Below are 22,980 nucleotides of genomic sequence, written 5' to 3'. Positions count from 1 at the left end.
CCTGTGAGAAGGAGCAGTGATACCATGAAACAGATGGGTTCTCTAGTAAGAACAATTGTATTTTTCACCTTTTTCTGGCTTTCGGTGCTTATCCTCTTACCCCTTGGGGTCCTGCTGTTTGTCCTTTCTCTGCTGGGTTTAAAGAGTTTTACCGATTGGGTTCTGATTCATCTGGCCAGTTGGTGGGCTCAGGGTGTTATCTGGGGAACCGGTGCCCAGGTCACCGTAGAAGGTCTTGAACACATCCCCCCCAGGAGCGGACTCTGTTTTATTGGGAATCACCCTGGTGATTTTGATGTTATTCTCGCCCTGGCTTATATTCCCCGACGTTTTGGGTTTATCGCAAAAAAGGAAGTGTTGTTCCTTCCCTTTGTGAATCTCTGGGTATTGCTTCTGGGAGGCCTCTTTATTGATCGAAAAAATATTGCCAAGGGGAAACGGGCCATAGAACAGGGGGCTGAACGAATCAAAAAAGGTGCTTCCATGATTATTTTCCCCGAGGGAACCCGGAGCCGAGGTCGCGGCATACTTCCTTTTAAAGCAGGGGCTTTTAAGCTTGCCACCCTGGCAAATGCTCCCATAGTTCCCTTGGTCATTCATGGCAGTTATTCTGTCTGGGAAGAAACGGGATTAATACAGTCAGTACCGGTGCATCTAAAGTTTCTTCATCCCATCGAAACAGCTCCGCTGGATGCCGAAGCCAGGCGGGCCCTGCCAAAACAGGTAGAAGCACTCATCAGGGAAGAACTAGACCAATTGGCCGGATAGATTTTCAAGGGCTTTGTGTTCTGTCGTCTTGGGTGGTCTACAGGTCTTGTAAACGCATCTCAAGGTGTTTCTAGACTGTTCTCTTGTATGGTTTGCCAATTCTTGTTTTATGTTATACTGTAGTATTTATGAAAGAACATTCTTGGTTTCCTGACAGAGGAACATTGCAAAAAGAATTTGATACAACATACCATAACCGGGTACTCATTGTAGAGGATCTTAAAAGCCGGCTCGAAGAAGTTCTGCATACAATGCGGCCCAGACCGACCGTAAAGGGAAGGGCAAAAAGTTTTCAAAGCTATTATAAAAAATATATTAGGCTGCTTCAGCAACAGAAGGATAAAACAAAAAAGCCGGTTATTAATGACCTTGTGGGGATCCGTATTGTTTGCACTTTTATCGAAGATATTTCATCTGTTGAAACGGCCATACAAAATGCTTTTCAGATAACCGAAGTAGAACGGAAGGGATCTAATTATTCTTTTAAGGAATTTGGGTATGAGTCTACCCATATTCTTATCAAAATCCCGGAAGATATCATAAAAAAACGAGGGAAAGCTGGCTGTGAGATTGCGGAAATTCAGGTACGGACTATACTCCAGGATGCCTGGGCCGAAGTTGAGCACGAACTGGTCTACAAAGCTGAATTTACTCCCTTCGATGAACCTATGAAACGGAAGCTGGCCGCTGTGAATGCCAGCCTTTCACTGGCGGATATTGTATTCCAGGAAATCCGGGATTATCAACGGCAATTGAATCGGGAACTGGGAAAACGGCGGGAAAGCTTCTTTAAAAAGATCGAAGAAGCCACCGATGGTCTTTTGTTTAAAGAAGAACTTGCTACCGAAGAGCGACACTCCAGGACCACCTTTAAATTAGAACCTTCGAAAGGAGGTGAGTCTATTGATGACCTTCTCCTCGACGCCCTCTATGCCCATAACAATGAGAATTTCGATAAGGCTGTTGCTCTCTATACCCGTATTTTACAGGCCAATCCTAATGATTATGTGAAGTCGATTATATACAAACATCGCGGTATGGCCCATTTTGCTCAGTCCCGATATGAAGAGGCTATTGAAGATTTTACCCATTCTTTGCTCTATGACCAGAGTTCTTACAAAGCGGCTTATTACCGGGCGGTCGTAAAATCGGTGCTCCAGCAATACAGCGAGGCAATCGATGACTTTAGCCTGGCCTTGCAAATTAATCCCTACCAATTCTTTGCTCTGTACCGGAGAGGCCAGGCCTATTATCATCTTGGAGATATTCCAAAGGCTCTGGCAGATTGTGAGAATGCCCTTTTAATAGAACCAGATAACGAATCGGCCCTTCGATTCAGGGATCTGCTTCTTAAAAAATTAAACGAATAGGGTTTAGCATAAGCCGTGCCAGGTTTATCAATATTGGTACTAAAAATTTCAAAAATTTCTTGCAAAATGTATTGACATAAAAAGGTGTTTTCGGTATATTCACAACCGTCAAGCGCAAATGCGTGTCTCCTTCGTCTAGGGGTTAGGACAGCGGGTTTTCATCCCGCCAACAGGGGTTCGAATCCCCTAGGAGATGCCAACAAAGCCCGGTAGCGAGTAATCGTTATCGGGCTCTTTTTTTAGAATCCATATAGGATAACCATGCGGTCTGATAAAAGGCTTAGCTCCGAAGCAATAGAGATACTCCGCGAAGAAATTGCCGATGCCAATGGAAATGAGGTCTTCGCCCTAGGTTTTCTGGATGCTACAGGTATGGTTGACCGTATCAAGATTGCTGCCCGGGGACATGAGTCGGCTGTTTTAGCCCTGCCGGTTTACTATGAAGATGCGGATGTGCTTATCCATAACCATCCTTCGGGCCTGCTCAGTCCCAGCGATAATGATTTAGCCATTGCTTCCAGGGCCGCAGAGGCCGGCCTAGGCTCTTTTATCGTGAATAATGAGGTAAGCCGGCTCTATGTGGTTGCAGAACCAATCCCAAAGAAGGAAAAGAAAATCCTCGATGAGGATAAGCTGGTATCCGCCCTTGAACCCGGCGGCGCAATAGCAAATCGTCTCTCCAAATATGAAAGCCGGCCAAGCCAGCTCGACCTGATGCGGCTTATTATAAAAGGTTTTAATACTGATGCTATTGTCTGTGCTGAAGCAGGCACCGGGGTAGGAAAGTCCTTTGCCTACTTACTGCCGGCCATGGCCTATGCCATATTAAATAAGGAACGGGTCCTTATTTCCACTGCCACCATAACCCTTCAGCAGCAGCTCTATGAAAAGGATATTCCGCTGGTTGCAGGGATACTCAAAAAGCCGGTAAAAGCCGTTCTTATTAAAGGCCGGTCCAACTATCTCTGCTTTCGGCGTCTTCAGGATGCCCTCCATGAGGGGGATCTGGACCTGGAACAGCAGGCCGAACAGCTCGAGGCCATAGTTCGCTGGTCAGAAACCACCAGCACAGGCAGTAAGTCCGAATTACCCTTTGTGCCCGACGAGACCCTCTGGTCCCGTATCTGTTCTGAACCGGACCTTTGTCTTGCCATGCATTGCCCCGAACGGGAACGCTGTTTTGTCCAGGCCCTGAAACGGGAAGCCGCCGATGCCCAGATTCTGGTGGTGAACCATCACCTGCTCTTTGCAGACCTCTCTGCCCGAAGTGATGGGGCGGGCTATGAGCAGACCGTGGTCCTGCCTCCCTATCAGCGGATTATTGTGGACGAAGCCCACACCATGGAACATTCGGCCACATCCTTCTTTTCAGAAACCTTCAGCCGTATGAGCCTGATGCGCCTTATGAACCGGCTCTACCGTAAAAAACGGATGCAAAGCTATGGTCTCGCAGTTCGCCTCGCCTCCTTCCTCGATACGGACCAATTCCTGGAAACCATCGATGGGGCGATACAAACCGTCAAAGCATCCATGGATCAGCTTGATATGGCCGCCCAGACGCTGCTGGGTACTGAAGGGGTGTTTCGCCTTACCTCTGAAAAGAAACAGCTTGTAAGTGCCCAATTACTCCCTGCCATGAGGGAACTGCGGCAGTCCATCTCTAAGCTCTGCGGAACCTTGCATAATGCTCTGGAAACCTTGCATGAGGACCTTCAGGATGACCCCCTGATCTGGGAACTCAAGGCAATCATCAGGAGAATTGAGCAAATCGGAAGCATCGCGGGCTCCTTTATCGAATTTGAAGAGAAGGGCGAATCGGTTTTTTATATTGAGTTGATGAATGGCCGCCGCAATGATGGGTTTGCCCGTTTTTCTATAACACCTATTGTTATTGCTACATCCCTTCAGGAAGCACTGTGGAGCCAGTTTAAGACCATTATTTGTGTTTCGGCCACCCTTACCATCGATAACCGTTTCGATTACTGGAAGCGAAGGGTGGGGCTGGAGTTTGAGACGGACCGAAACGTGTTAAGCGGCATATTTCCCTCTCCCTTTCCCTATGACAGGGCGGTGCTTCTGGCCGCACCTACCGACAGTCCCCTGCCCGATGAAGCAGGATATGATGCTTTCGTTAATACAGCGGTGAGCCGGCTTATTGCCGCCTCAGGCGGATCAGCCCTGGTTCTTTTTACATCGTATACAGCCCTCAAACAGGCCTATGAATATGCGCGGGAGGAACTCCAGGGACTTGGAATCCGCTGTCTTAAACAGGGTGACCAGGACCGGTCAAGGCTCCTGCAAGATTTTCTGCAGGATGAAAGCAGTGTGCTCTTTGCAACCGATTCATTCTGGGAAGGGGTAGATGCCCCGGGAAACACCTTACGGCTGGTTATTCTCTGCCGGCTCCCCTTCCGTATTCCCAGCGACCCGGTATATGAAGCCCGCTGTGAAGCCCTTGAAAGGGAAGGGCGCAGTGCCTTTATGGAGTTGTCCCTGCCCGAAGCGGTGATGAAACTGAAACAGGGCTTTGGCCGACTGATGCGTACTTCCTCCGATCATGGGGTGGTTGCGATTCTCGATGGACGCATATTAAAAAAGCGTTATGGCAGTTTATTTATCCGATCCCTGCCGGAAACCCGGCAGGCTTTTGGAGACTTTGATTTAATTTTAGAAAAAACAGAAACCTTTCTGCAAAACCGCTGAGGATGCTTCAGCGTCCTGGAGCAAGTCCGTTACCAATCATACCTTAGGGTGCCCTACTGTGGTGTATTCAGAGGTACTCTCAGCGATCCCGTCCTGCATCTCAGGTAGTGCTGTGGCTGTCAAAAATAGTGTTCCCCAGTTTAAACTGGCTTGCATCCACGGAAGAACGGATTTTGTAAATAACCAGTTTTTCCCGTTCTAATTCTGGGAACGAATAGATGGTAGATCCATCATCGGCAAGCTTAACTTCAGGAATACTGTAGGTTCCCAGTTCTTTAATAAGCAGTTCTGTTTTGGTTTTAAAATCCTTGGGCCGATATTCCTCTGCGGCGGGATGTACATCTTCCAAATGAACCAACTGGGGATGTTCCCAGACCTGTTGATAGAGGGTTTTTCGCAGGTTTTCAAGTTTTATCTGTTCATTTGTTTTACGTAAGTTATAGTACCGTACAGCTGGAATCAGATAAAAGAGCACTGCAAAGGAAACAGGTACGAAACCCAGTATAATCGTGATGGCCCCAAGTGGATTATTAAAAAAACCGCTGAACAGAATGAAAGCGATGGCATAGAGATAACTGGATCCCCGCACCTGGGTATTGGAAACAATCGGTCCCAGGGTGCTGGCAAAATAGAGAAAATAGGATCCAAAAACCAGGTTTACTCCGTTGATAATTGCAAACCAGGAATTCATTTTTTTGCTGTTTTTAGAAAACACCTGGAGCCGTTTTATTGGGGCTGATAGGCCTGCAAAGGATCTGTCCTGAGTATCAGAGCGGAGCAGGAGGGCTTCAAATCGATATAAAACCGTACCATCTTCGCTGGCCTCGGGCATCCCGCCAAATTCAACACAATAGCGGCTTATTTTCTGCTCAGCATCCTGGGGAGCAGCGCCGGTAAGGATCATAAATTCAGGCAGGCTAATGATACCCTTATTAGCCTGAATATAAGAAATAACTGCCTTCCGTTCCCGCTCTTCCCAATCTGCATTCGGATCCCCATCCCCAAAGACGAAGGAAAACACCGCATGGTGCAGGGGCCGTCCCTTGGGTTTCGCCGCCCGATAATTATAACCATACACCGATCGGTCTATCGATTTGGAAACTTCTGAGTAGAACCAGATACGGATGATGAGATCCAGGATATAGCTGACCGCATAAAAACTGCCGATGCCATCATTACGGCGGGAGTTTGAGCGGTTATCGCTTGAACCTGATACGGAGATCACCGTACTTGCAAGAAGGGCTACCAATGCAATAGCCATAAATAAGATGAAATAACCCACGAGCATGAGCATAATCCAGGTTTTAAAAAGCCAGGTTCCAACGGTTTTGGCACCCTTTTTAAGAGCTTTTACTAGTTTTTTAAAAGCGACCATCGGTCCACGGTATTTGCTCTGAAACCCTCGAGGGAAGGAATAGAGGATTTCACCCGATTCGGTTACCTGTAACCGGCCTGAAAATTCATCGGATGCAATGACGACAAGTTCTTTAACTGTTTCTAGAGGTAACGCTGTTTTGGCGGTAATATCTGCTATGGTTATCCCCTGCCTCTGTGATTTAAGAACATCTACTATTTTTTTATAAGCCCGTTCATCACTCTTGTTTTTTTTCATCGATTTCCCCTTTATATCAGTCCTTACATGAGGCAATATTGTTGTCAAACTGGGCGCTATACTTTTTTATAATAGATCCTAAGGTCATACTAGAAAAGAAATTATTTACTAATTCTGTTGCTTCTGCCCAAATGGCATAGGAAATACAATCATTGAGATGGCTGCAACTTTTTTTTATATTTCCGCAAGGAGACAGAACAAGCCCTTCGCCAGCCGCATCCAGTACATTTTTAATAGTAATTTGGTCGAGAGGTTGTGAGATTTTAAACCCACCACCTGGTCCACGAATCGATTCTACAATCCCTGCTTTTCGTAATTTAAAGAATATCTGTTCAAGAAATACCGAGGAAATTTGTTCTTTCTCTGATAATCGACTGATTGAAACCGGTGAGCCATCCATACTGAGCCGTGCTAAGGCCAATGTTGCCCGAAGGGCGTATCTACCTCGAGTTGTTATTCGCATATACAACCTCTTTCTTAAGAAAACTTCTAAAAAAATCAATTTATAGAAACGTATGAAATGAATGACTATCAGATTAAACTATTTTTAATTTATACACAAGGTCCATCAATGGTTGACAGAGTCTTGCGCTCTATTGTATCTTATTTTGAGCAAATAAAGGACCCTTGAGGGATACTTATATATAGCATGCGAATCGCCGGTTTTTCCGGCAAGGAGAAGGACCCATGGCTCAGGCCAGTAAGAACGCTCGTACGACCAGTGCAACCCAGAAGTTTTTCTGCTCCTGCGGTGGCGAAATAAAAATGAAGACCCTTTTTGAAAACGGCAAAATTAAAAATGTTGCCGAATGTGAAAAGTGTAAGCGGGTAGAGCGGCGCCCCTCCGATTTTAAATAAGCATCGGACCGAACGCCGTAACAGAGGGCCCCGATTGCGGGGCTTTTTCATTGACAGAACTGAACTTATTTGATAGGTTATCAGGTAATCAATAGTAGATGAGTGGGGGTTTTCCTTTGGCAACAAAGCAGTCTTCTGCCGAAAAAAGGCATCGGCAAAGTGAAGAGCGCAGACTTCGCAATAAGGCGGTAAAAAGCGCTGTTCGTACTAGTGTAAAGAAATTTGTAACCGCAGTTCAGAAAAAGGATACTGTCGAAGCTGAGGCATCCTTTAAAGAAATGATTAAGAAGCTTGACAGCGCTGCCCAGAAGGGTATCATCAATAAGAAAGCTGCGGCTCGCAAAAAGTCTCGCATGCAGATCCTTTTAAACAATTCAAAATCTGCATAGCTGCTGTTCATGTCGTTCGTTGCTCCCTTATAGGGAGCAACTCAAATTTTCTGATGACCTGGGGGAAAGATGGCCGGATCTAAGCTTACCAAAGCGGACATCATTGATTCAGTGTATCAAAAAACTGGCATGGATAAAAAAGATATCCATGGGGTCATCGACTCAGTGCTTGAAGTTATTAAGCAGGGTCTTATGGATGGACAGGTTGTAGAACTGCGGGGCTTTGGTACCTTTGAGATTCGACTCCGGAAGGGACGTCAAAAAGCCCGAAACCCGAAGACCGGTGCCACTGTATCTGTTTCTTCTCATGGTGTGGCCGCTTTTCGTCCTGGAAAGGAATTAAAAAAGGGTGTATGGAATATTACGACACTCAATGCCGGGTCAGGGGTCGGCGGAGATGATACATGATGCCGTCTGTAAAACGGCAGTTAATTAAAAATAATTTTTTTAATATAGTATTAATCCTTTTAGCAGCGGTCCTATTTGCTCTTTCTTTTCCTAATCTTTTAACAGCTCAAGGTATTCCTTTTCTGGCATGGGTTTCCTATGCTCCAGTTTTTTATCTTATTTCCAGAATAAGTTTGGGTGCTTCTTTTATATGGGGTGCCTTATATGGATACACTGCCTATGGTTTATTTAATTATTGGCTTAGTGTATTTCATCCTCTGGCTGGTCTCATTGTTGGTTGTATCTATCTTACCTATTTTGCACTATTGTTTCCCTTGCTTAAACTTTCTGAAAAGTCATTCCCTCAGAAATATTATCTTGTACAATGGCTTCTCTGGTTAGCCTATGAATATCTGCGAACTCAGGGGTTTCTAGGGTATTCCTATGGTATTACCGGATATTCCCAATGGGCAATGATTCCACTTATTCAAATAGCATCTCTTTTCGGGGTCTGGGCTGTTTCAGCCTTAGTTGTATTTCCTTCGGCCTATGTAGCAAGATTACTGGTGTTTCTAAAGAGTAGTAGTGAGAAATCTATCATGCAATTTGTAAAACAAGAATGGTTAACCCTTTCTCTCTGGATAATAGCTCTTTTTATAAGCCTCATGTATGGTTATAACGCTCAGGTTTCATACAAGGAAGCCCCGGTTGCTCGTCTTGCCCTGATACAGCACAATTCGGATCCATGGCGAGGGGGTATAGCGGCATATAGGCAGAATTTTAATAACCTGAAACGGCTCTCCCTCGAAGCGGTGAGCCAGGAAAAGAAACCTGATTTTGTCGTCTGGTCTGAAACAGCCTTTGTTCCGCGGATTTATTGGCATAAGACCTATAGGGACGACCCAGAATCCTATGAACTGGTGAAGGATTTACTGGATTTTCTTGCTACCCAAGATATCCCCTATGTTATTGGAAATGACGATGCTCGAAAAGAAATAACCGAAGATGGCATCTGGGATCGGGTAGATTACAATGCGGTATTACTTTTTCATAAGGGAGAAGAACAAGCGGTATATCGGAAAATGCATCTTGTTCCTTTTACCGAGCATTTTCCTTACAAAAAACAGCTTCCCCTAGTGTATGAAGCCCTTCGCAATGCGGATACCCATTTTTGGAAAAAGGGAACCGAAATAACAGTATTTGAGAGTAATGGAATTACATTTTCAACACCGATTTGTTTCGAAGATACCTTTGGATATATTTCACGGCGCTTTGTGAATCACGGCGCTCAACTTATTGTTAATCTTACCAACGACGCCTGGTCGAAAAGTTTGCCAGCTCAAATGCAACATGCCACAATGGCCGTTTTCCGTGCAATTGAAAACCGACGTTCGGTGGTCAGGTCGACCGCTTCCGGCCAAACCTGTGCTATCGATCCAAATGGAAGGATACTTGCAATGGCTCCTGCTTTTACTGAGACTCAACTAACTGTGGATGTCCCTTTACTTTCCGTAAGCACCTGGTATACAAAGTATGGGGATATTCTTGCTCAGCTCTTTGTCGTACTAGCGGTGATCTGCATGATTATTGGTATCATAAGATTGACAATACGGGCCTGTCATAGGACAATATGAGATAATATTAAAGGATGGAACAACTTAATGGATGCACGAAAGAAAATATTAATTGTTGACGATGAACAGATTAACCTCGAATTTTTTGATGTGATGCTTTCAAAACTTGGTTTCCATGTCGAAAAGGCAGAAAATGGCCTGGAAGCCCTGGAGAAGGTACGAAAATGCACTCCAGACCTCATCATTCTCGATAATATCATGCCCAAAATGTCAGGATGGGAGGTTACTAAAACCTTAAAAAATACTCCTGATTATCAGGCTTATAAAGAAATACCTATCATCATGTTTTCAGCTATGGATGATGTAAAGGATAAAGTAGAGGGGTTTGAACTCGGTGTGGATGATTATATAACTAAACCCTATAACTTTTCTGAAGTACTAGCTAGAATTCGTGCGGTTTTACGGAATCGGGAACTCTTTTCCCAGATTGCGACTCGGGAACGGCAACTTGTGTTAAGCGAGGAACTTAATCGTGAATTGAAGCGTTTGCTTGAGGCTTGTGCTGCATCCGTGAAGGGAATAGAAACCGCAGCTCAGCAGATACAGTTCGCAGAAGGACAGGTTCCGGATTCTGATAAGATTAAAAAAATGCTTGAAGTTATTCGTTCAAGTTCTGATTCTCTTAAACATCAACTGGCGGAATTGGATGCTAAGATAGCACAAGTAGAAAAAGAAAAAGAAAAAATTAAACAGCATGAAATTGAACTTAAGACTCTCCAACATCAGTTCAGGAAGAGTCTGCATCAGGAATAACCAATGGGGAGGGACCATGATTTCTGAAGAAAAAAAGAAGGTCTTGGAGCTTTTTGCAGAGGGGAGACGGTATTATAAATTGATGGATTTTTCCAAGGCCCTGCAATTTTTTTCCGATGCGTTGCGTGTCGATCCTAATGATGGTCCTTCCAAGGTTTATTATTTACGGTGCAAACATTATATAGATAATCCACCCCCTGAAGATTGGGATGGTGTATTTGTTATGACAACGAAATAGGTGAAATGATACATGGTTAAAAACACAACTAAGAACGATGTGAAACGTAAGGTTTCTAGCGCTGATAATGGTCTCGATAATCCTGTAACGACCTTTGGTAAGGAAACACGGTATTCAGGGTATCTGAGGTTTAAAGATACCCTTTGTATTAAAGGTGTTTTTAAAGGTACCATTGAAGGTCAGGGGTCCCTTATAGTGGATAAGGATGCTGTGGTAGAGGTCGATCATCTTTCTGTAGTATCCCTTATTGTTGAGGGGACTGTTCGTGGAGAGATTATCGCTGTGGATAAGGTTGATATGCTTCCAGGATCGGTAGTTCAAGGAGATGTAACTGCAAACCGATTAAGAATTGCCGATGGTGTGATGTTTGAAGGCCGATGTAGTATGACCGATAAGGAAGACTATATAGAAATATTCTCACGGCCCACTGAAGAAATAAAAGCTGAATTAAGGCGATCAATTTCTTTACAATGACAAGTACTATTGCGTTCAAAGTATTCGAAGCACTACAAAATAACAAGTTAACATTAGTCTGTGTAGAATCCTGTACTGTCGGACTTATAGCAGCCACATTAGGAGCTATTCCTGGTATTTCGTCAGTGTTATGGGGAAGTTTTGTTTGTTATCAGAATGCTGCGAAGCAAAAAATGCTGAATATTGATGAAAATGCCATTAAACAATTTGGACCGGTAAGCAAACCTATTGCTGAAGCCATGGCGATAGGAGCGTTACAGCATAGTACCGCTGATATTGCCCTGGCAATAACTGGAATTGCCGGTCCTGAATCTGATGAAACAGGAATTCCAGTTGGAACCCTTTGGATTAGTGTCGTAAAACGTGGAATGGAACCGGTGAGCACAGAATATCATGTAAGGGGGAGTCGACAGAGAATACGAAAACAGGGAACAAAGAAGGCATTGGAAATGATACTGCAAATCCTTGGTTCTTGACAGACTGTAAAAGTGTTATTATAGTATTTATACGCCTTCCAAACTAAATACATAATCTTACAGGATTTAATTTTTGGCTTTTCAACTTTATCTATCAAAATTAACTCTATTTCCCGTTCTACAACTTTACGTAGACGCGGTATTCGAAATAACGGAGAACATTAATGGCAATCATCAGAAAACGGAGAACTGTGGCAACCGAAGAACCTATGGAAGCAGGTCAAGTTAATCAAGTCGAATTTGATCTAGTGCCCAGTCAGAAAGAAGCAGCTCCCTTACAGGCAATGATCGAAACGGAAGACAGCGAGAATTCTGAAAATCATCAAAATAATGAAACTGGTGAAACTAGTGAAGACGGTGAAACCACCTCCAGTGAAGTACAAAATGAACCTGCAGAAAAAACCGTTGTGATACGGACCCGTTCCAGGCGTAAGTCTGAAGTGTCTGAGCCATCTTCCAGGGACACTACAGATGTTCCTGTCCAATTAGAAGTTACACAAACCACAGATACTAACGAGCCTCAACAAAGTGATTCAGAACTCTCAACGCCTCAATCCCACACAGGTATGAGACCAAGAGGTCGCAGACCCTTTGATCGCAGCCACTCTGGAGGACATGGGATTCAGGATGGAACGGGTCAACGGTCCGAAACAGTGTTACCACCCTTGGGCCGGCCTACTGTTGTAATGCCCGATATTTATGGTCGTCCTGAACCTCGAAATGATCAGGATAATGGGAAACCCCGGCTGTCTATAAATGAACTTACCCGGCTTAACATGAAGGATCTTCGGGAACTGGCCAATTTTTATGGTATTTCCCATGAAGATATGGTCACCCTGAAGAAGCAGGAAATTATTTTTTCTATTCTGAAAGCACATACGGAGCGGGGCGGTATTATTTATGCTTATGGTTCTCTGGAAATACTTCCCGATGGATATGGCTTCCTGAGAAGTCCCCAGAATTCCTACCTTCCTGGTCCTGATGATATTTATATTAGTCCAAGCCAGATTCGGCTTTTTGCCTTAAAAACTGGTGATACTGTTTTTGGTCAGATCCGGAGTCCTAAGGAAGGGGAGCGGTTCTTTGCTATGCTGCGGGTCGAAACGGTAAACTATGATGATCCCGCAGTTGCTCAAAGCCGTATACCCTTTGATAACCTGACCCCTCTGTATCCAAACGAAAAGCTGAACCTGGAAACTACCACTGAAGAAATATCAACCCGGATTATAAATCTGTTCTGTCCGATCGGTAAGGGCCAGCGAGCTCTGATTGTAGCACCGCCTCGGACCGGTAAGACCATTATGATGCAGAAGATTGCCAATGCAATTACCCGGAATCACCCTGAGGTATATCTCATTGTTCTTTTAATTGATGAACGGCCTGAGGAAGTAACCGATATGGAACGAACCGTTCGGGCCGAGGTTATTTCCTCTACCTTTGATGAACAGGCTACCCGACATGTTCAGGTGGCTGAAATGGTTCTTGAAAAGGCAAAACGTCTGGTGGAGCATAAAAAAGATGTAGTCATACTCCTAGACTCCATTACCCGCCTTGCTCGAGCCTATAACCAGACCGTGCCAACATCGGGAAAGATACTTTCCGGTGGTGTGGATTCCAACGCCCTTCACAAGCCAAAACGGTTCTTTGGTGCAGCCAGGAACATTGAGGAAGGTGGAAGCCTTACCATTATTTCCACCGCCCTGGTTGAAACCGGCAGCCGTATGGATGAGGTCATTTTCGAAGAATTTAAAGGTACCGGTAATATGGAAATTAACCTGGACCGGCGCATTTCTGACCGGCGGCTCTTTCCTGCCATCAATATTAAAAAATCAGGTACCAGAAAAGAAGAGCTACTCCTAACGGAAGAAGAACTTCAGAAAATTTGGGTACTCCGTAAGGTAATTAACCCCATGGATGACATAGAAATTATCGAGCTCCTTATTGACAGGATGAAGAAAAGTAAGAATAATGAAGCGTTCCTGCGGTCTATGAATACAGGCACCGCAGCAATGGATTAGCATTTTTTTTGGAGGAAACATAGATGAAAGAGGGTATCCACCCCAAGTATGAGTTGACAAAAATCACCTGTGCTTGTGGCAACGTCATTGAAACTCGCTCTACAGTAAAGGATATTCATGTGGAAATTTGCTCTGCATGCCATCCTTTCTTTACGGGCAAACAGAAGCTGGTTGATACAGCCGGACGTATCGAACGGTTCCGGAAGAAGTTCAACATTAAAGAATAAATGCCAGAGCAAGGCTGTCCAGCACCGGTGCTGGACAGCCTTTTTTTGTGTGTGGCCGGTCGAGTCTGAGGACGGCTGGACTATTAAAGTTTATGGTTCAAAGCCCTTAATTTTAATTTCTCCGAGTCGCCACAGCAGTATAATTCTGCAGGGTTCAGCTTTTCCATTTTGAAAAAAAATCTTTCCCCGGACTTCCAAAACGGGACCCAGTTCATCCCAACCAGTATAGGTTATGCCGGTTATTTCATTTATATTGAGGGCAGGGCGCTTGGTGAAACCAAAGGGGGTTTCCGTACTGTAAGGACCAATACGGTACAGCATGGCAAGATATTCATTGACAGGATAGAGGTTTTCGTAGGTCTTCTGATAGTAAGGTTCTGCTTGAGCAAGTAACAAAGACTTGTTTTTGCTAGAGAATGCTTCTGCAAGGGTATTGAGATAAGCAAGAACCTCTGTATTCAATTTTTTAAAAGCAGGGTCTGAAAGTCCTGGATCAATTTTCTTATGTTTTGTTTCCTGTTGTTTTGATTGGGTAAATTGTGCTGTTGGTTTACCGTTGCCTTGAGTTATGCTTATTCCTTTCTGAGACAAACTTGTACAAGCTACAATAAGACCCAAGCAGCTAGTAAGGATTCCAGCAAGAAAAAGATACATTACTTTTCGAGAGTATAGCATAGTCGAACCTTCTTATCCCGAAAATCTTCATCAACCGTAGTTCTGGTGATGTCCTTTATGACAATTCTCTGATAGGTAGAAACAAAATACTCTGAATCAAAATGAAAGGATCGAGCATTGGTTGAAAACAGAAGCAGCCCTTGGGGATTCAACACGGTTAAACAGAGGTCAATGAGTTCCTTATAATCCCTGCGGATGTCCAAAATGTCGGCCATCTTTTTTGAATTTGAAAAAGTTGGAGGATCTAAAACAATGAGGTCCCAATGAAGTTTCCGTTTTACCGCTTCCTGTAAAAATCGAAGAACGTCCGCCCGAATCAGCAGATTTTTTCCTCTTTGCTGTGGGCCTTTTACATAATCCTCTGGAGCTATATGATCGCTTGCAAAGCCATTAAGCTTGAAATTTATGTGAGCCCAGTCGAGGTAGGTGTTCGATAAATCGACCGAATCTACCTGACTTGCTCCCCCACTGGCGGCATATACTGAAAAGGAACCGGTGTAGCAGAATAGATTAAGGACCCGCCGTCCTTTCGATTCGTTACGGATGTAAGCCCTGCTTAAACGGTGATCGAGAAAGAGACCCGTATCAAGATAATCCGAAAGATTTACTTGAAAGGTAAGTCCGCCTTCGTGTACCTGTCGAATTACTGTTTTTGAGTCGATTTTCTGGTATTGGGCAGGGCCTTCAGCCCGATTTCGAAGACGTTTGCGCTCTTTGATGAAAATCTGATCAATGGAAAGCTCAAGGGTTTCTGCAATAACATGTTTCATAATCGAAAGCCAGACAGCTTCTTCCTGCTGATCCTTCTCGTAGGGACGCTCATACAATGCCCCCGAAACAGCATCACCATAAAGATCAATGAGTAAAGGAATTTCAGGAATGTCCCGGTCATAGAGCCGGTATGCATCTACTCCAACCCGTTTCGCCCATTTCCGAAGATGTTTGTATCGTTTCGTAAGCCGGTTGCGTAATAGTTCTGCTTGGTAATTAGTTTTTTCTTTCTGTATTGTAAACAACCGATTTATCGACCCTCTAATTTTTTAGCTTGAATCATCACACAGAGCATGGCATATCCGGAAGAGAGGTCTTCCTTTTGTACCACAACGTTATCAGGAACCTTGAGTTTCACATTAGTAAAATTCCAAATAGCAGTAATACCGGCTTTAATTAATAAATCGGTAGTCTCCTGGGCTGCAACGGATGGTACCGTAAGGATTGCCATTCGGACTCCAAGATTCCGAACCTGTAGTTCCATAGTATCGAGGGGTAGTATCGGTACACCATGAACTGTAGAACCAATCTTTTTGGGATCCTTATCAAAGGCAGCTACAATATTGAGGCCATGAAACTGAAATTCTTGGTAGCCCATGAGTGCGGAACCCAGGTTGCCAACTCCAACGAGTACCGCATCCCTGATTGAATCCCAGCCTAAAAAGTGTTCAATAGCAGTAATCAGGGCATGCACTGGGTAGCCTTTTTTAGGTTTTCCAATAATCCCCGTAATAGCTAAATCCTTGCGTACTTGAATAGGTTCAAGATTGAGTTCATTGGCAATAACGGTTCCTGAAATATACTCGTCCCCTTCTTTTTCTGCTTGGCGGATTATGTGAAGATAAGATGGTAGGCGGCGTATGGAGGGTGTTGCAGGGATTTTTTGTTTAGCCATAATCTATTCCTTTCCTGTGTATTATAGTACCATAAGGGGAAAAGGGCATATTAGTCAAGAAATATCGATAAATTGAGGATAAAACAAAGCTGTCCATGCTTAGTTTTTAGTGAGTCCTTTGCAGATTGATTATACCCTGTTTAAACAGGGTATAAGTTGGACAGTCTTATAGGCAGGATCCTTTGTAGCGCTTTGTTTAATCTCTTTCTAGACGTTTTGCTATAGCCTCAATAAATTCCCAAGAGTCCAGAGTTTTTTGAGGTGTAGGGTTCGCAAGCCGTGCAAGATCACCTGTCATTTCTCCCGACTCAATGGTGTTAAGAGTAGCCGCTTCAAGCTGTTTTGCAAAAGCTTGCAAAGCACCGTTATTGTCCAAATCGGCCCGTTTTGCCAGGGCTCCTGTCCAGGCAAAGATGAGGGCTACCGGATTGGTGCTCGTTTTTTCACCCCGTTTCCAGCGGTAATAATGCTGCTGTACGGTTCCATGGGCTGCCTCATATTCAAATGCTCCATTGGGTGATACAAGGACGCTGGTCATCATGGCCAGGCTGCCGGAGGCACTGGCAATCATATCACTCATCACATCCCCATCATAATTTTTACATGCCCAGAGGAAGCCGCCCTCGCTTTTTACTACCCGGGCAACCGCATCGTCGATAAGGGTATAAAAATAGTGAATTCCTGCATTCTCAAAGGCAGCCTTAAATTCTCTGTCGTAAATATGCTGGAATAGTTCTTTAAAGCGTCCATCGTAAATTTTAGAAATGGTATCCTTGGTCGCAAACCAGAGATCCAGTTTTTCATCCAAAGCATAGAGAAAACAAGCTCGGGCAAAACTGGCAATAGAATCATCCAGGTTGTGCATTCCCTGAACCACACCAGGTCCTTTCATTTCTGATACAAGAATTTTCTGTTCTGTACCATCGGTACCTTTATAGACCAGTTCTACAGTCCCTGGGCCGGGAATGGCTAGTTCTGCATTTTTATAAACATCCCCGTAGGCATGACGGGCGATCACAATGGGCTTCTTCCAGGTAGACACTGTGGGCTGTATGGATTTTACAATAATGGGTTTCCGGAACACAGTCCCGTCCAGAATAGCCCGGATAGTTGCATTGGGACTGGGGTGTAGATGTTTCAAATTGTATTCAATTTTACGGGCATTATTGCTGGTTATGGTAGCACATTTAACTCCAACCTTATGTTTCAGAATAGCCTTGGCCGCATCATGGGTTACCTGGTCATCGGTGGCATCCCGGTTTTCAAGACCAAGATCATAATACTCAGTTTTCAAATCCACATAGGGAAGAATCAGTTTTTCTTTAACTAATGCCCAGAGCACTCGGGTCATTTCATCTCCATCTATTTCAACGATCGGATTGGTCATGGTGATTTTTTTGTTTGTTGCGGTGTTGCCTGCCATGAAGGGCCTCCAAAATGTATGGGTATGCAAAAATTCTGCATATATTTGCAACGATTTTTTCCCTCTTGTCAATCCGTCAGATCATGATACAATAGAGTATGGTATCACAACAAAAAGGGTCGGAGGTACCGACAGTGACAAATGGACAAGCTGTTACACAGCATACCATGGGAGAAAAACCCCATTGTATTGATTTAAAATCAAAAATAGTTTTAACGAAAGAGGGTGCTTCCTTTTTTAAAAATAGAGCAACGGGATTACATTCTTTTACGACCCCCGAGGGTGATACTCGATATGGTTTTAAGTTAAAAATGGTAGATATTCCCTGGCTTAAGCGGCTGCTTTTGGCGGGATTTGTTGACAAAGCTGAGTTCCCAGTTACTGATTTAAGCTCTGTGAAAGGCGAAATAGGTGATCTGGCGCGGCTTGTTGTGTTTTCCATGTTGTATGGTTATTTTAATTCTACAATTATTGACCGGGCTGTACGGACAGAGGTAATAGCTAAATGGAACCGGGCTCATCCACATCAGTCTTTGGATGCCCAAAATGCTGTATCGCCAGTTGAACTGAAAAATGCCTTAAAAAGCCGTTCTGATGCAATAGATGTAATAAAAAAAGAAATTGCTGAGCCCATCATGAAAAGCCTGCTTATTGACCAACGTAGAACCGATGATGAACGAAAACGGCTTATTTACTTTATAAAAGAGCTGTTGGATACGGTTGATCCCCTCATCTATTTCGTGTTGCTTTGCAGTAGCCCCTTGGAACGGCAAAAAATTGAACAGGATATTATAAAAATTATTCATTCTGTTCTAGAAAGGGTTGATCTGGCGGATTATCTTTCGCTTATGGTCCTTGAGTTGATGAGTGCCGCCGAACGTTCCACCTTAATCGAGTTGCTGGGCCCAGAAACAAAACCTTCGGAAATTCGTGCTATTCTTGAAAATCCTAATAAACGAAAAGAACTTATTCTTAAATTACCCCATGGTTTAGCTTCTATTATGGTGTGGTCCCTTTCCAAACGATGGTCCCTGGGACGCTGGCGATACCGGCTGAAACTGAGCTTGTATGATGGGTCCAGCAGTTTTGAGGATACCAAACGGATGTTTGATGAACGGGGCCGTATTTCGCTGGGTGAAAGAAGTTTACAGGAGCTCTATGAACACGGAACAGGTCCCTATGGAGATGATGGGCTTGGATGGTATTATTTATCATTTATTGGAGAAGCCTGTGAACATATGGGTGTTCATTTTGAGGCTGCTGTTAAAGAACGGCAGGGAAAAGGTACTGCATCGGTAAATTTAGTGCTTATTATTTAGTACTTGCACGGCATCTTGTAATGCTATACAACATAATTTGTGAAAACGATTAATACCTCTACTTTACGAACTCCCCGTGAAGATGATTTCTGGATGCCTCCTGAATGGTTTCCCCGGGAAGGAACCCTTATGTCTTGGCCTGTCCGGATTGAAGCCTGGCTCGATGGTTTAGAAGAAGCCCGGGAGGGCTATGTGGAAGTTGCCCGGGCTATCGCTGAATTTGAACAGCTCTATATGATTGCCCGGTCCTCGGTAGATGCAAAGGGTTATGTTCCCTATGATGATGCCCGGAAACGGCTTCCTGCCTCGGTAGAAGTCTGGGATTTTCCCCATGATGATTCCTGGGTCCGGGATAATGGTCCCACAATCCTTGTTCATAAGGATGGCCGGCGGGCAGGTGTTAATTGGCAATTCAATGCCTGGGGAAAAAAGTACCATCCCTATGAAGCGGATAATGAACTAGCTCCCCGTATTCTGGAAAAGCTCGGTCTCCCCCGTTATGATGCGCCTCTTATCCTCGAAGGTGGTTCCATCCACGTGGATGGAGAAGGAACCCTGCTGACCACAGAAGAGTGTCTCCTGGCGAAAAACAGAAATCCCTCACTTTCCAAAGAAACTATCGAAGCATATCTTAGGTCCTACCTTTCGGTTTCGACCGTCATTTGGTTGGACCGTGGTCTTTGGGGGGATGAAACCGATGGTCATGTGGATAACCTGGCTTGTTTTGTTGAACCCGGCCGGGTACTCATTCAGGTTGCAGCGGACCCTGATTCGCCTAACATGCCAAACAGCAAGAAAAACCTGACGATTCTGGAAGAAGGTCGCGATGCAAGGGGCCGGAAACTGGAATTTGTTACGATTCCAGAGCCGCCCCGGCGTACCTGTAGGGGCGAAAGCCTTACCCTGAGTTACATCAATTTTTATCCCGTTTCCGGCGGACTTATTGTGCCGGTGTTTGGCAAAGATGGGGATGCGGAAATGAAAAAGGCCGATGATCGGGCCTTAGGGATACTGCGAGAACAGTATCCGGAAAGGAAGATTGTTCCCATCGACGGGATGAAAATTATAAAGGGTGGTGGAAATGTACATTGTATAACCCAGCAGATTCCAAAGGGTATCAAGGAGCAGTCATGAGAAATGTTACCGTAGGGGCAGTGCAGATGTCCTGTTCATGGAACAGGGAAGAAAATATTACAAAGGCAGACCAGTTCCTTCGCCAAGCCGCAGCAAAAGGGGCCCAAATAATCTTGCTTCAGGAATTATTTGAAACTCCCTATTTTTGCCAGAAAGAAAAGCCTGAGTATTTTGATCTTGCCACCGAACCGGAAAACAATCCGGCGATCCGTCACTTCCAGCAGGTGGCGAAGGAATTGTCCGTCGTAATTCCGGTGAGCTTTTTTGAACGGGCCAATAAGGCCCATTACAATTCAATTGCGGTCATCGATGCGGATGGCACCGTCTTGGGTGTGTACCGGAAAAGCCATATTCCGGATGGTCCCGGCTATGAAGAAAAATTCTATTTTAACCCGGGAGATCTGGGGGTAAAGGTCTGGGCCACCGCCTACGGAACTATCGGCGTGGGGATCTGCTGGGATCAGTGGTATCCTGAGCTTGCCCGGGCTATGGTATTGGAAGGGGCGGAGCTGCTCTTTTATCCCACCGCCATTGGTTCAGAACCCCAGGATGCATCCATCGATTCTATGGAACACTGGCGTATCGTTCAGCGGGGCCATGCGGGGGCGAATCTGGTGCCTGTCATTGTGGCAAACCGGGTCGGCAAGGAGCAAATAGAAGATTCCAGCATCACCTTTTATGGTTCTTCCTTTATTGCCGATGAACATGGCCAGCTCGTTGCATCGGCGGACCGCACCAGCGAAACCATTCTGGTTCACACCTTTGATCTGGATGCGATTCGTCGCACCCGAAGTGCCTGGGGCATTTTCCGGGACCGGCGTCCCGATGTATATACCGCACTGGCTACCTACGATGGAAAAAATACCCACATCGGCAGCAAAGGAAGCAATTAGATGGCCTGGACAAGGGAAGACGCAAATAAACTCTATGGTGTTTCAAAATGGGGTTCCGGATACTTCAATATCGATGAAGATGGCTGTATTACCGTAGAACCCTGTAAAGACGGTGCCCGCATCCGTATTATCGATGTTATAGAAGAAGCCAAAAAGCGGGGTCTGCGGCTTCCCCTCCATATCAGGTTTCAGGATATTCTGCAGGACCGGGTAAAGCGGATTAATGAAGCCTTTGCTCAGGCTATTGAGGAAGCCGGTTACAAGGGCCAGTACCAGGGAGTGTATCCGGTCAAGGTAAACCAGATGCGTGAGGTGGTAGAAACCCTCATGGACGCCGGTGAAGCCTATGGCCTCGGGATCGAAGCGGGGAGCAAACCTGAACTGCTTCTAGCCCTTTCCATTCATAAAAATGGTAACCGGCTGCTCCTCTGTAACGGTTACAAGGACGACGAGTTTATCCGTTTTGCCCTTATGGGATGTAAGATTGGCAAAAAAGTTGTGGTGGTTGCTGAAAAGCTGGAAGAAATTAAGGGCCTCATCGAATTATCCAAGGAAATGGGCGTAAAACCCTATATTGGCATCCGCATCAAGCTCGCCACCCGAAGTTCCGGTAAATGGGCAACTTCATCGGGAGAAGCGGCTAAATTCGGCCTTTCTACGGTGGACCTCCTGGAAGCGATGAACCTGCTTGAACAGGCAGGACTCAAAGAATGTGTAACCCTTCTGCATTTTCATGTGGGAAGCCAAATCCCGGACATTCAGGTCATTACCCGTTGTGTTCGGGAAGGTGCCCGCTTTTACGCCAAGCTCGTACGTATGGGCTGTCCCATTTCATATATTGATGTAGGGGGCGGTCTTGGGGTGGATTACGATGGCAGCCGCAGTACGGTTGCCTCTTCAGCCAACTACAGCCTGCGGGAATACGCCAATACAATTGTTTATGGCATCATGGATATCTGCGATGAAGAAAAAGTAGAACATCCTACCATCGTGTCAGAAAGCGGCCGTGCCCTGGTAGCCCATCATTCTATGATTGCTGTAGAAGCCTTTGGACGCATTGCCAAACTCAATACTATTAAAAATCTTGTAGTTCCTAAAAATGCCCCGAAGGTAGTCCGGGACATTCTGGAGGTCAAAGAAACGGTCGATGCGGGGCATTACGATGAAGCTTTCCACGACCTGGTGTTTTACCGCCAGCAGGCTATGAGCCTCTTTGATCTGGGGTACCTGGATTTACAGAGCCGAGCAGTCGTGGAATCCCTTTCCTGGGAAATTTTAGCAGAAATCAGCCGCCATTATGAAGGCAAGGCGCGGATGAGCGAAGAAATGAAGGAACTGGTGGCAGGACTTAAAGATCAGTACCTATTAAACTTCTCCGTCTTCCGTTCCCTGCCGGATTCATGGGCCCTGGGCCAGCTCTTCCCCATGACACCCCTTACCCGGCTTAACGAAGAACCTACTATTAAGGGGACCATTGCGGATATCACCTGCGATTCGGATGGTAAGGTAGACACCTTTATCGGCGATGGGGAAGACCAGGACCAGCGGGAATACCTCTGGCTCCATGACTTGAACGACAAGCCCTACTACGTGGGTATATTCCTGACTGGAGCATACCAGGATACCCTGGGGGATATGCATAACCTCTTCGGCCGCATGGATGAGGCCCACATCGTCCTGGACAGCGACGAGGAAGCCGGATGGTATATTGATGAAATTATCGAAGGGGATACCATCCGGGAAGTTTTGGAAGAAAATGAGTATGCCATTGCGGAACTCATCCGTTCCATTAAAACCCAGGTGGAGCAGGCCATTAAAAAGGATGTGGTAAAACCCAACGAAGGTATGAAGATCTTAGCAGATTACGAAGCGGGCCTTAAACGCTACACCTACCTCCAGGTAGACTCCCGCAGGAGATTGTAATACTGTAAAGAAAAATCTTGGATGAGAAACTATGCAGTAA

23 protein-coding genes and 1 tRNA gene are annotated in these 22,980 nt (G+C 45.1%); 18 read left to right on the top strand and 6 right to left on the bottom strand.

Annotation, left to right across the window (positions count from 1 at the left end):
- The first annotated feature begins 24 nt into the window (after positions 1-24).
- The 4 genes from SPICA_RS08220 to SPICA_RS08205 all read left to right on the top strand — a co-directional run bounded on the left by SPICA_RS08220 (position 25) and on the right by SPICA_RS08205 (position 4,841).
- A complete protein-coding gene (locus SPICA_RS08220) occupies positions 25-768 on the top strand; it encodes a lysophospholipid acyltransferase family protein (RefSeq protein WP_013969069.1) in 744 nt (247 codons plus the stop codon).
- 128 nt (positions 769-896) lie between these two features.
- Positions 897-2,138, top strand: coding sequence for a RelA/SpoT domain-containing protein (locus SPICA_RS08215; RefSeq protein ID WP_013969068.1), 1,242 nt, complete (start codon positions 897-899; stop codon positions 2,136-2,138).
- A gap of 124 nt (positions 2,139-2,262) precedes the next feature.
- A tRNA-Glu gene (locus tag SPICA_RS08210) sits at positions 2,263-2,337 on the top strand.
- Between the two features lie 62 nt (positions 2,338-2,399).
- The gene (locus SPICA_RS08205; RefSeq protein ID WP_013969067.1) at positions 2,400-4,841 is read left to right on the top strand and encodes a helicase C-terminal domain-containing protein; all 2,442 of its coding nucleotides are present in this window, start codon (positions 2,400-2,402) and stop codon (positions 4,839-4,841) included.
- 100 nt (positions 4,842-4,941) lie between these two features.
- Here SPICA_RS08205 and SPICA_RS08200 read toward each other — a convergent pair whose 3' ends face one another.
- Entirely contained in the window at positions 4,942-6,453 is a 1,512-nt protein-coding gene (locus tag SPICA_RS08200; RefSeq protein WP_013969066.1) for a hypothetical protein, read from the bottom strand.
- Between the two features lie 16 nt (positions 6,454-6,469).
- Positions 6,470-6,916, bottom strand: a complete 447-nt coding sequence (locus SPICA_RS08195) for an RrF2 family transcriptional regulator (protein WP_013969065.1) — start codon at positions 6,914-6,916, stop codon at positions 6,470-6,472.
- A gap of 224 nt (positions 6,917-7,140) precedes the next feature.
- Between SPICA_RS08195 and SPICA_RS15440 the strand changes: the two genes are divergently transcribed.
- The 10 genes from SPICA_RS15440 (at position 7,141) to rpmE (ending at position 13,907) form a co-directional block, all read left to right on the top strand.
- Positions 7,141-7,311 (top strand): hypothetical protein, encoded by a 171-nt coding sequence (locus SPICA_RS15440; protein ID WP_013969064.1) that lies wholly within the window; start codon positions 7,141-7,143, stop codon positions 7,309-7,311.
- A 116-nt stretch (positions 7,312-7,427) separates the two neighbouring features.
- A complete protein-coding gene (rpsT, locus tag SPICA_RS08190) occupies positions 7,428-7,700 on the top strand; it encodes a 30S ribosomal protein S20 (RefSeq protein ID WP_013969063.1) in 273 nt (90 codons plus the stop codon).
- A gap of 69 nt (positions 7,701-7,769) precedes the next feature.
- Positions 7,770-8,108, top strand: a complete 339-nt coding sequence (locus SPICA_RS08185; RefSeq protein ID WP_013969062.1) for an HU family DNA-binding protein — start codon at positions 7,770-7,772, stop codon at positions 8,106-8,108.
- Entirely contained in the window at positions 8,105-9,721 is a 1,617-nt protein-coding gene (gene lnt, locus SPICA_RS08180; protein WP_013969061.1) for an apolipoprotein N-acyltransferase, read from the top strand. The genes SPICA_RS08185 and lnt overlap by 4 nt, the downstream gene beginning before the upstream one ends.
- A 27-nt stretch (positions 9,722-9,748) precedes the next feature.
- On the top strand, positions 9,749-10,474 hold the full coding sequence (locus SPICA_RS08175; protein ID WP_013969060.1) for a response regulator transcription factor: 726 nt from the start codon (positions 9,749-9,751) through the stop codon (positions 10,472-10,474).
- 16 nt (positions 10,475-10,490) lie between these two features.
- Positions 10,491-10,712: a tetratricopeptide repeat protein gene (locus SPICA_RS08170; RefSeq protein WP_013969059.1), complete on the top strand. Its 222-nt coding sequence runs from the start codon at positions 10,491-10,493 to the stop codon at positions 10,710-10,712.
- Positions 10,713-10,724: 12 nt separating this feature from the next.
- Positions 10,725-11,186 (top strand): bactofilin family protein, encoded by a 462-nt coding sequence (locus SPICA_RS08165; RefSeq protein ID WP_013969058.1) that lies wholly within the window; start codon positions 10,725-10,727, stop codon positions 11,184-11,186.
- Positions 11,183-11,662 (top strand): CinA family protein, encoded by a 480-nt coding sequence (locus SPICA_RS08160; protein ID WP_013969057.1) that lies wholly within the window; start codon positions 11,183-11,185, stop codon positions 11,660-11,662. The genes SPICA_RS08165 and SPICA_RS08160 overlap by 4 nt, the downstream gene beginning before the upstream one ends.
- A 284-nt stretch (positions 11,663-11,946) precedes the next feature.
- Positions 11,947-13,680 (top strand): transcription termination factor Rho, encoded by a 1,734-nt coding sequence (rho, locus tag SPICA_RS08155; protein ID WP_335328885.1) that lies wholly within the window; start codon positions 11,947-11,949, stop codon positions 13,678-13,680.
- 23 nt (positions 13,681-13,703) lie between these two features.
- Positions 13,704-13,907, top strand: a complete 204-nt coding sequence (gene rpmE / locus SPICA_RS08150) for a 50S ribosomal protein L31 (protein WP_013969055.1) — start codon at positions 13,704-13,706, stop codon at positions 13,905-13,907.
- 90 nt (positions 13,908-13,997) lie between these two features.
- Here rpmE and SPICA_RS08145 read toward each other — a convergent pair whose 3' ends face one another.
- The 4 genes from SPICA_RS08145 to SPICA_RS08130 form a co-directional block, all read right to left on the bottom strand.
- Positions 13,998-14,561 (bottom strand): hypothetical protein, encoded by a 564-nt coding sequence (locus SPICA_RS08145; protein WP_041396187.1) that lies wholly within the window; start codon positions 14,559-14,561, stop codon positions 13,998-14,000.
- Positions 14,561-15,598: a class I SAM-dependent methyltransferase gene (locus tag SPICA_RS08140; protein WP_013969053.1), complete on the bottom strand. Its 1,038-nt coding sequence runs from the start codon at positions 15,596-15,598 to the stop codon at positions 14,561-14,563. Before SPICA_RS08140 ends, SPICA_RS08145 begins: the two co-directional genes overlap by 1 nt.
- A gap of 5 nt (positions 15,599-15,603) precedes the next feature.
- Complete coding sequence (locus SPICA_RS08135; protein WP_013969052.1) at positions 15,604-16,248, bottom strand: redox-sensing transcriptional repressor Rex; 645 nt, start codon at positions 16,246-16,248, stop codon at positions 15,604-15,606.
- 196 nt (positions 16,249-16,444) lie between these two features.
- Positions 16,445-17,671 (bottom strand): NADP-dependent isocitrate dehydrogenase, encoded by a 1,227-nt coding sequence (locus tag SPICA_RS08130; RefSeq protein WP_013969051.1) that lies wholly within the window; start codon positions 17,669-17,671, stop codon positions 16,445-16,447.
- Positions 17,672-17,805: 134 nt separating this feature from the next.
- On the opposite strand from SPICA_RS08130, the gene SPICA_RS08125 reads away from it, so the two are divergent.
- The 4 genes from SPICA_RS08125 to speA are packed head-to-tail and all read left to right on the top strand — an operon-like array spanning position 17,806 to position 22,940.
- On the top strand, positions 17,806-18,990 hold the full coding sequence (locus SPICA_RS08125) for a DUF8084 family protein (protein ID WP_013969050.1): 1,185 nt from the start codon (positions 17,806-17,808) through the stop codon (positions 18,988-18,990).
- A 39-nt stretch (positions 18,991-19,029) separates the two neighbouring features.
- A complete protein-coding gene (locus SPICA_RS08120) occupies positions 19,030-20,124 on the top strand; it encodes an agmatine deiminase family protein (RefSeq protein ID WP_013969049.1) in 1,095 nt (364 codons plus the stop codon).
- Positions 20,121-21,017 (top strand): N-carbamoylputrescine amidase, encoded by an 897-nt coding sequence (aguB, locus tag SPICA_RS08115; protein WP_013969048.1) that lies wholly within the window; start codon positions 20,121-20,123, stop codon positions 21,015-21,017. Before SPICA_RS08120 ends, aguB begins: the two co-directional genes overlap by 4 nt.
- Positions 21,018-22,940 carry a biosynthetic arginine decarboxylase gene (gene speA / locus SPICA_RS08110; RefSeq protein WP_013969047.1) on the top strand — a complete coding sequence of 641 codons (1,923 nt, stop codon included), beginning with the start codon at positions 21,018-21,020 and terminating at the stop codon, positions 22,938-22,940. It begins immediately after the preceding gene.
- Positions 22,941-22,980 lie beyond the last annotated feature (40 nt).

Origin of the sequence: Gracilinema caldarium DSM 7334 (assembly GCF_000219725.1) — a bacterium.
Lineage (GTDB): Bacteria > Spirochaetota > Spirochaetia > Treponematales > Breznakiellaceae > Gracilinema > Gracilinema caldarium.
Note: the sequence above shows the minus strand (reverse complement) of the source record. Positions and strands in the feature narration are given on the sequence as shown.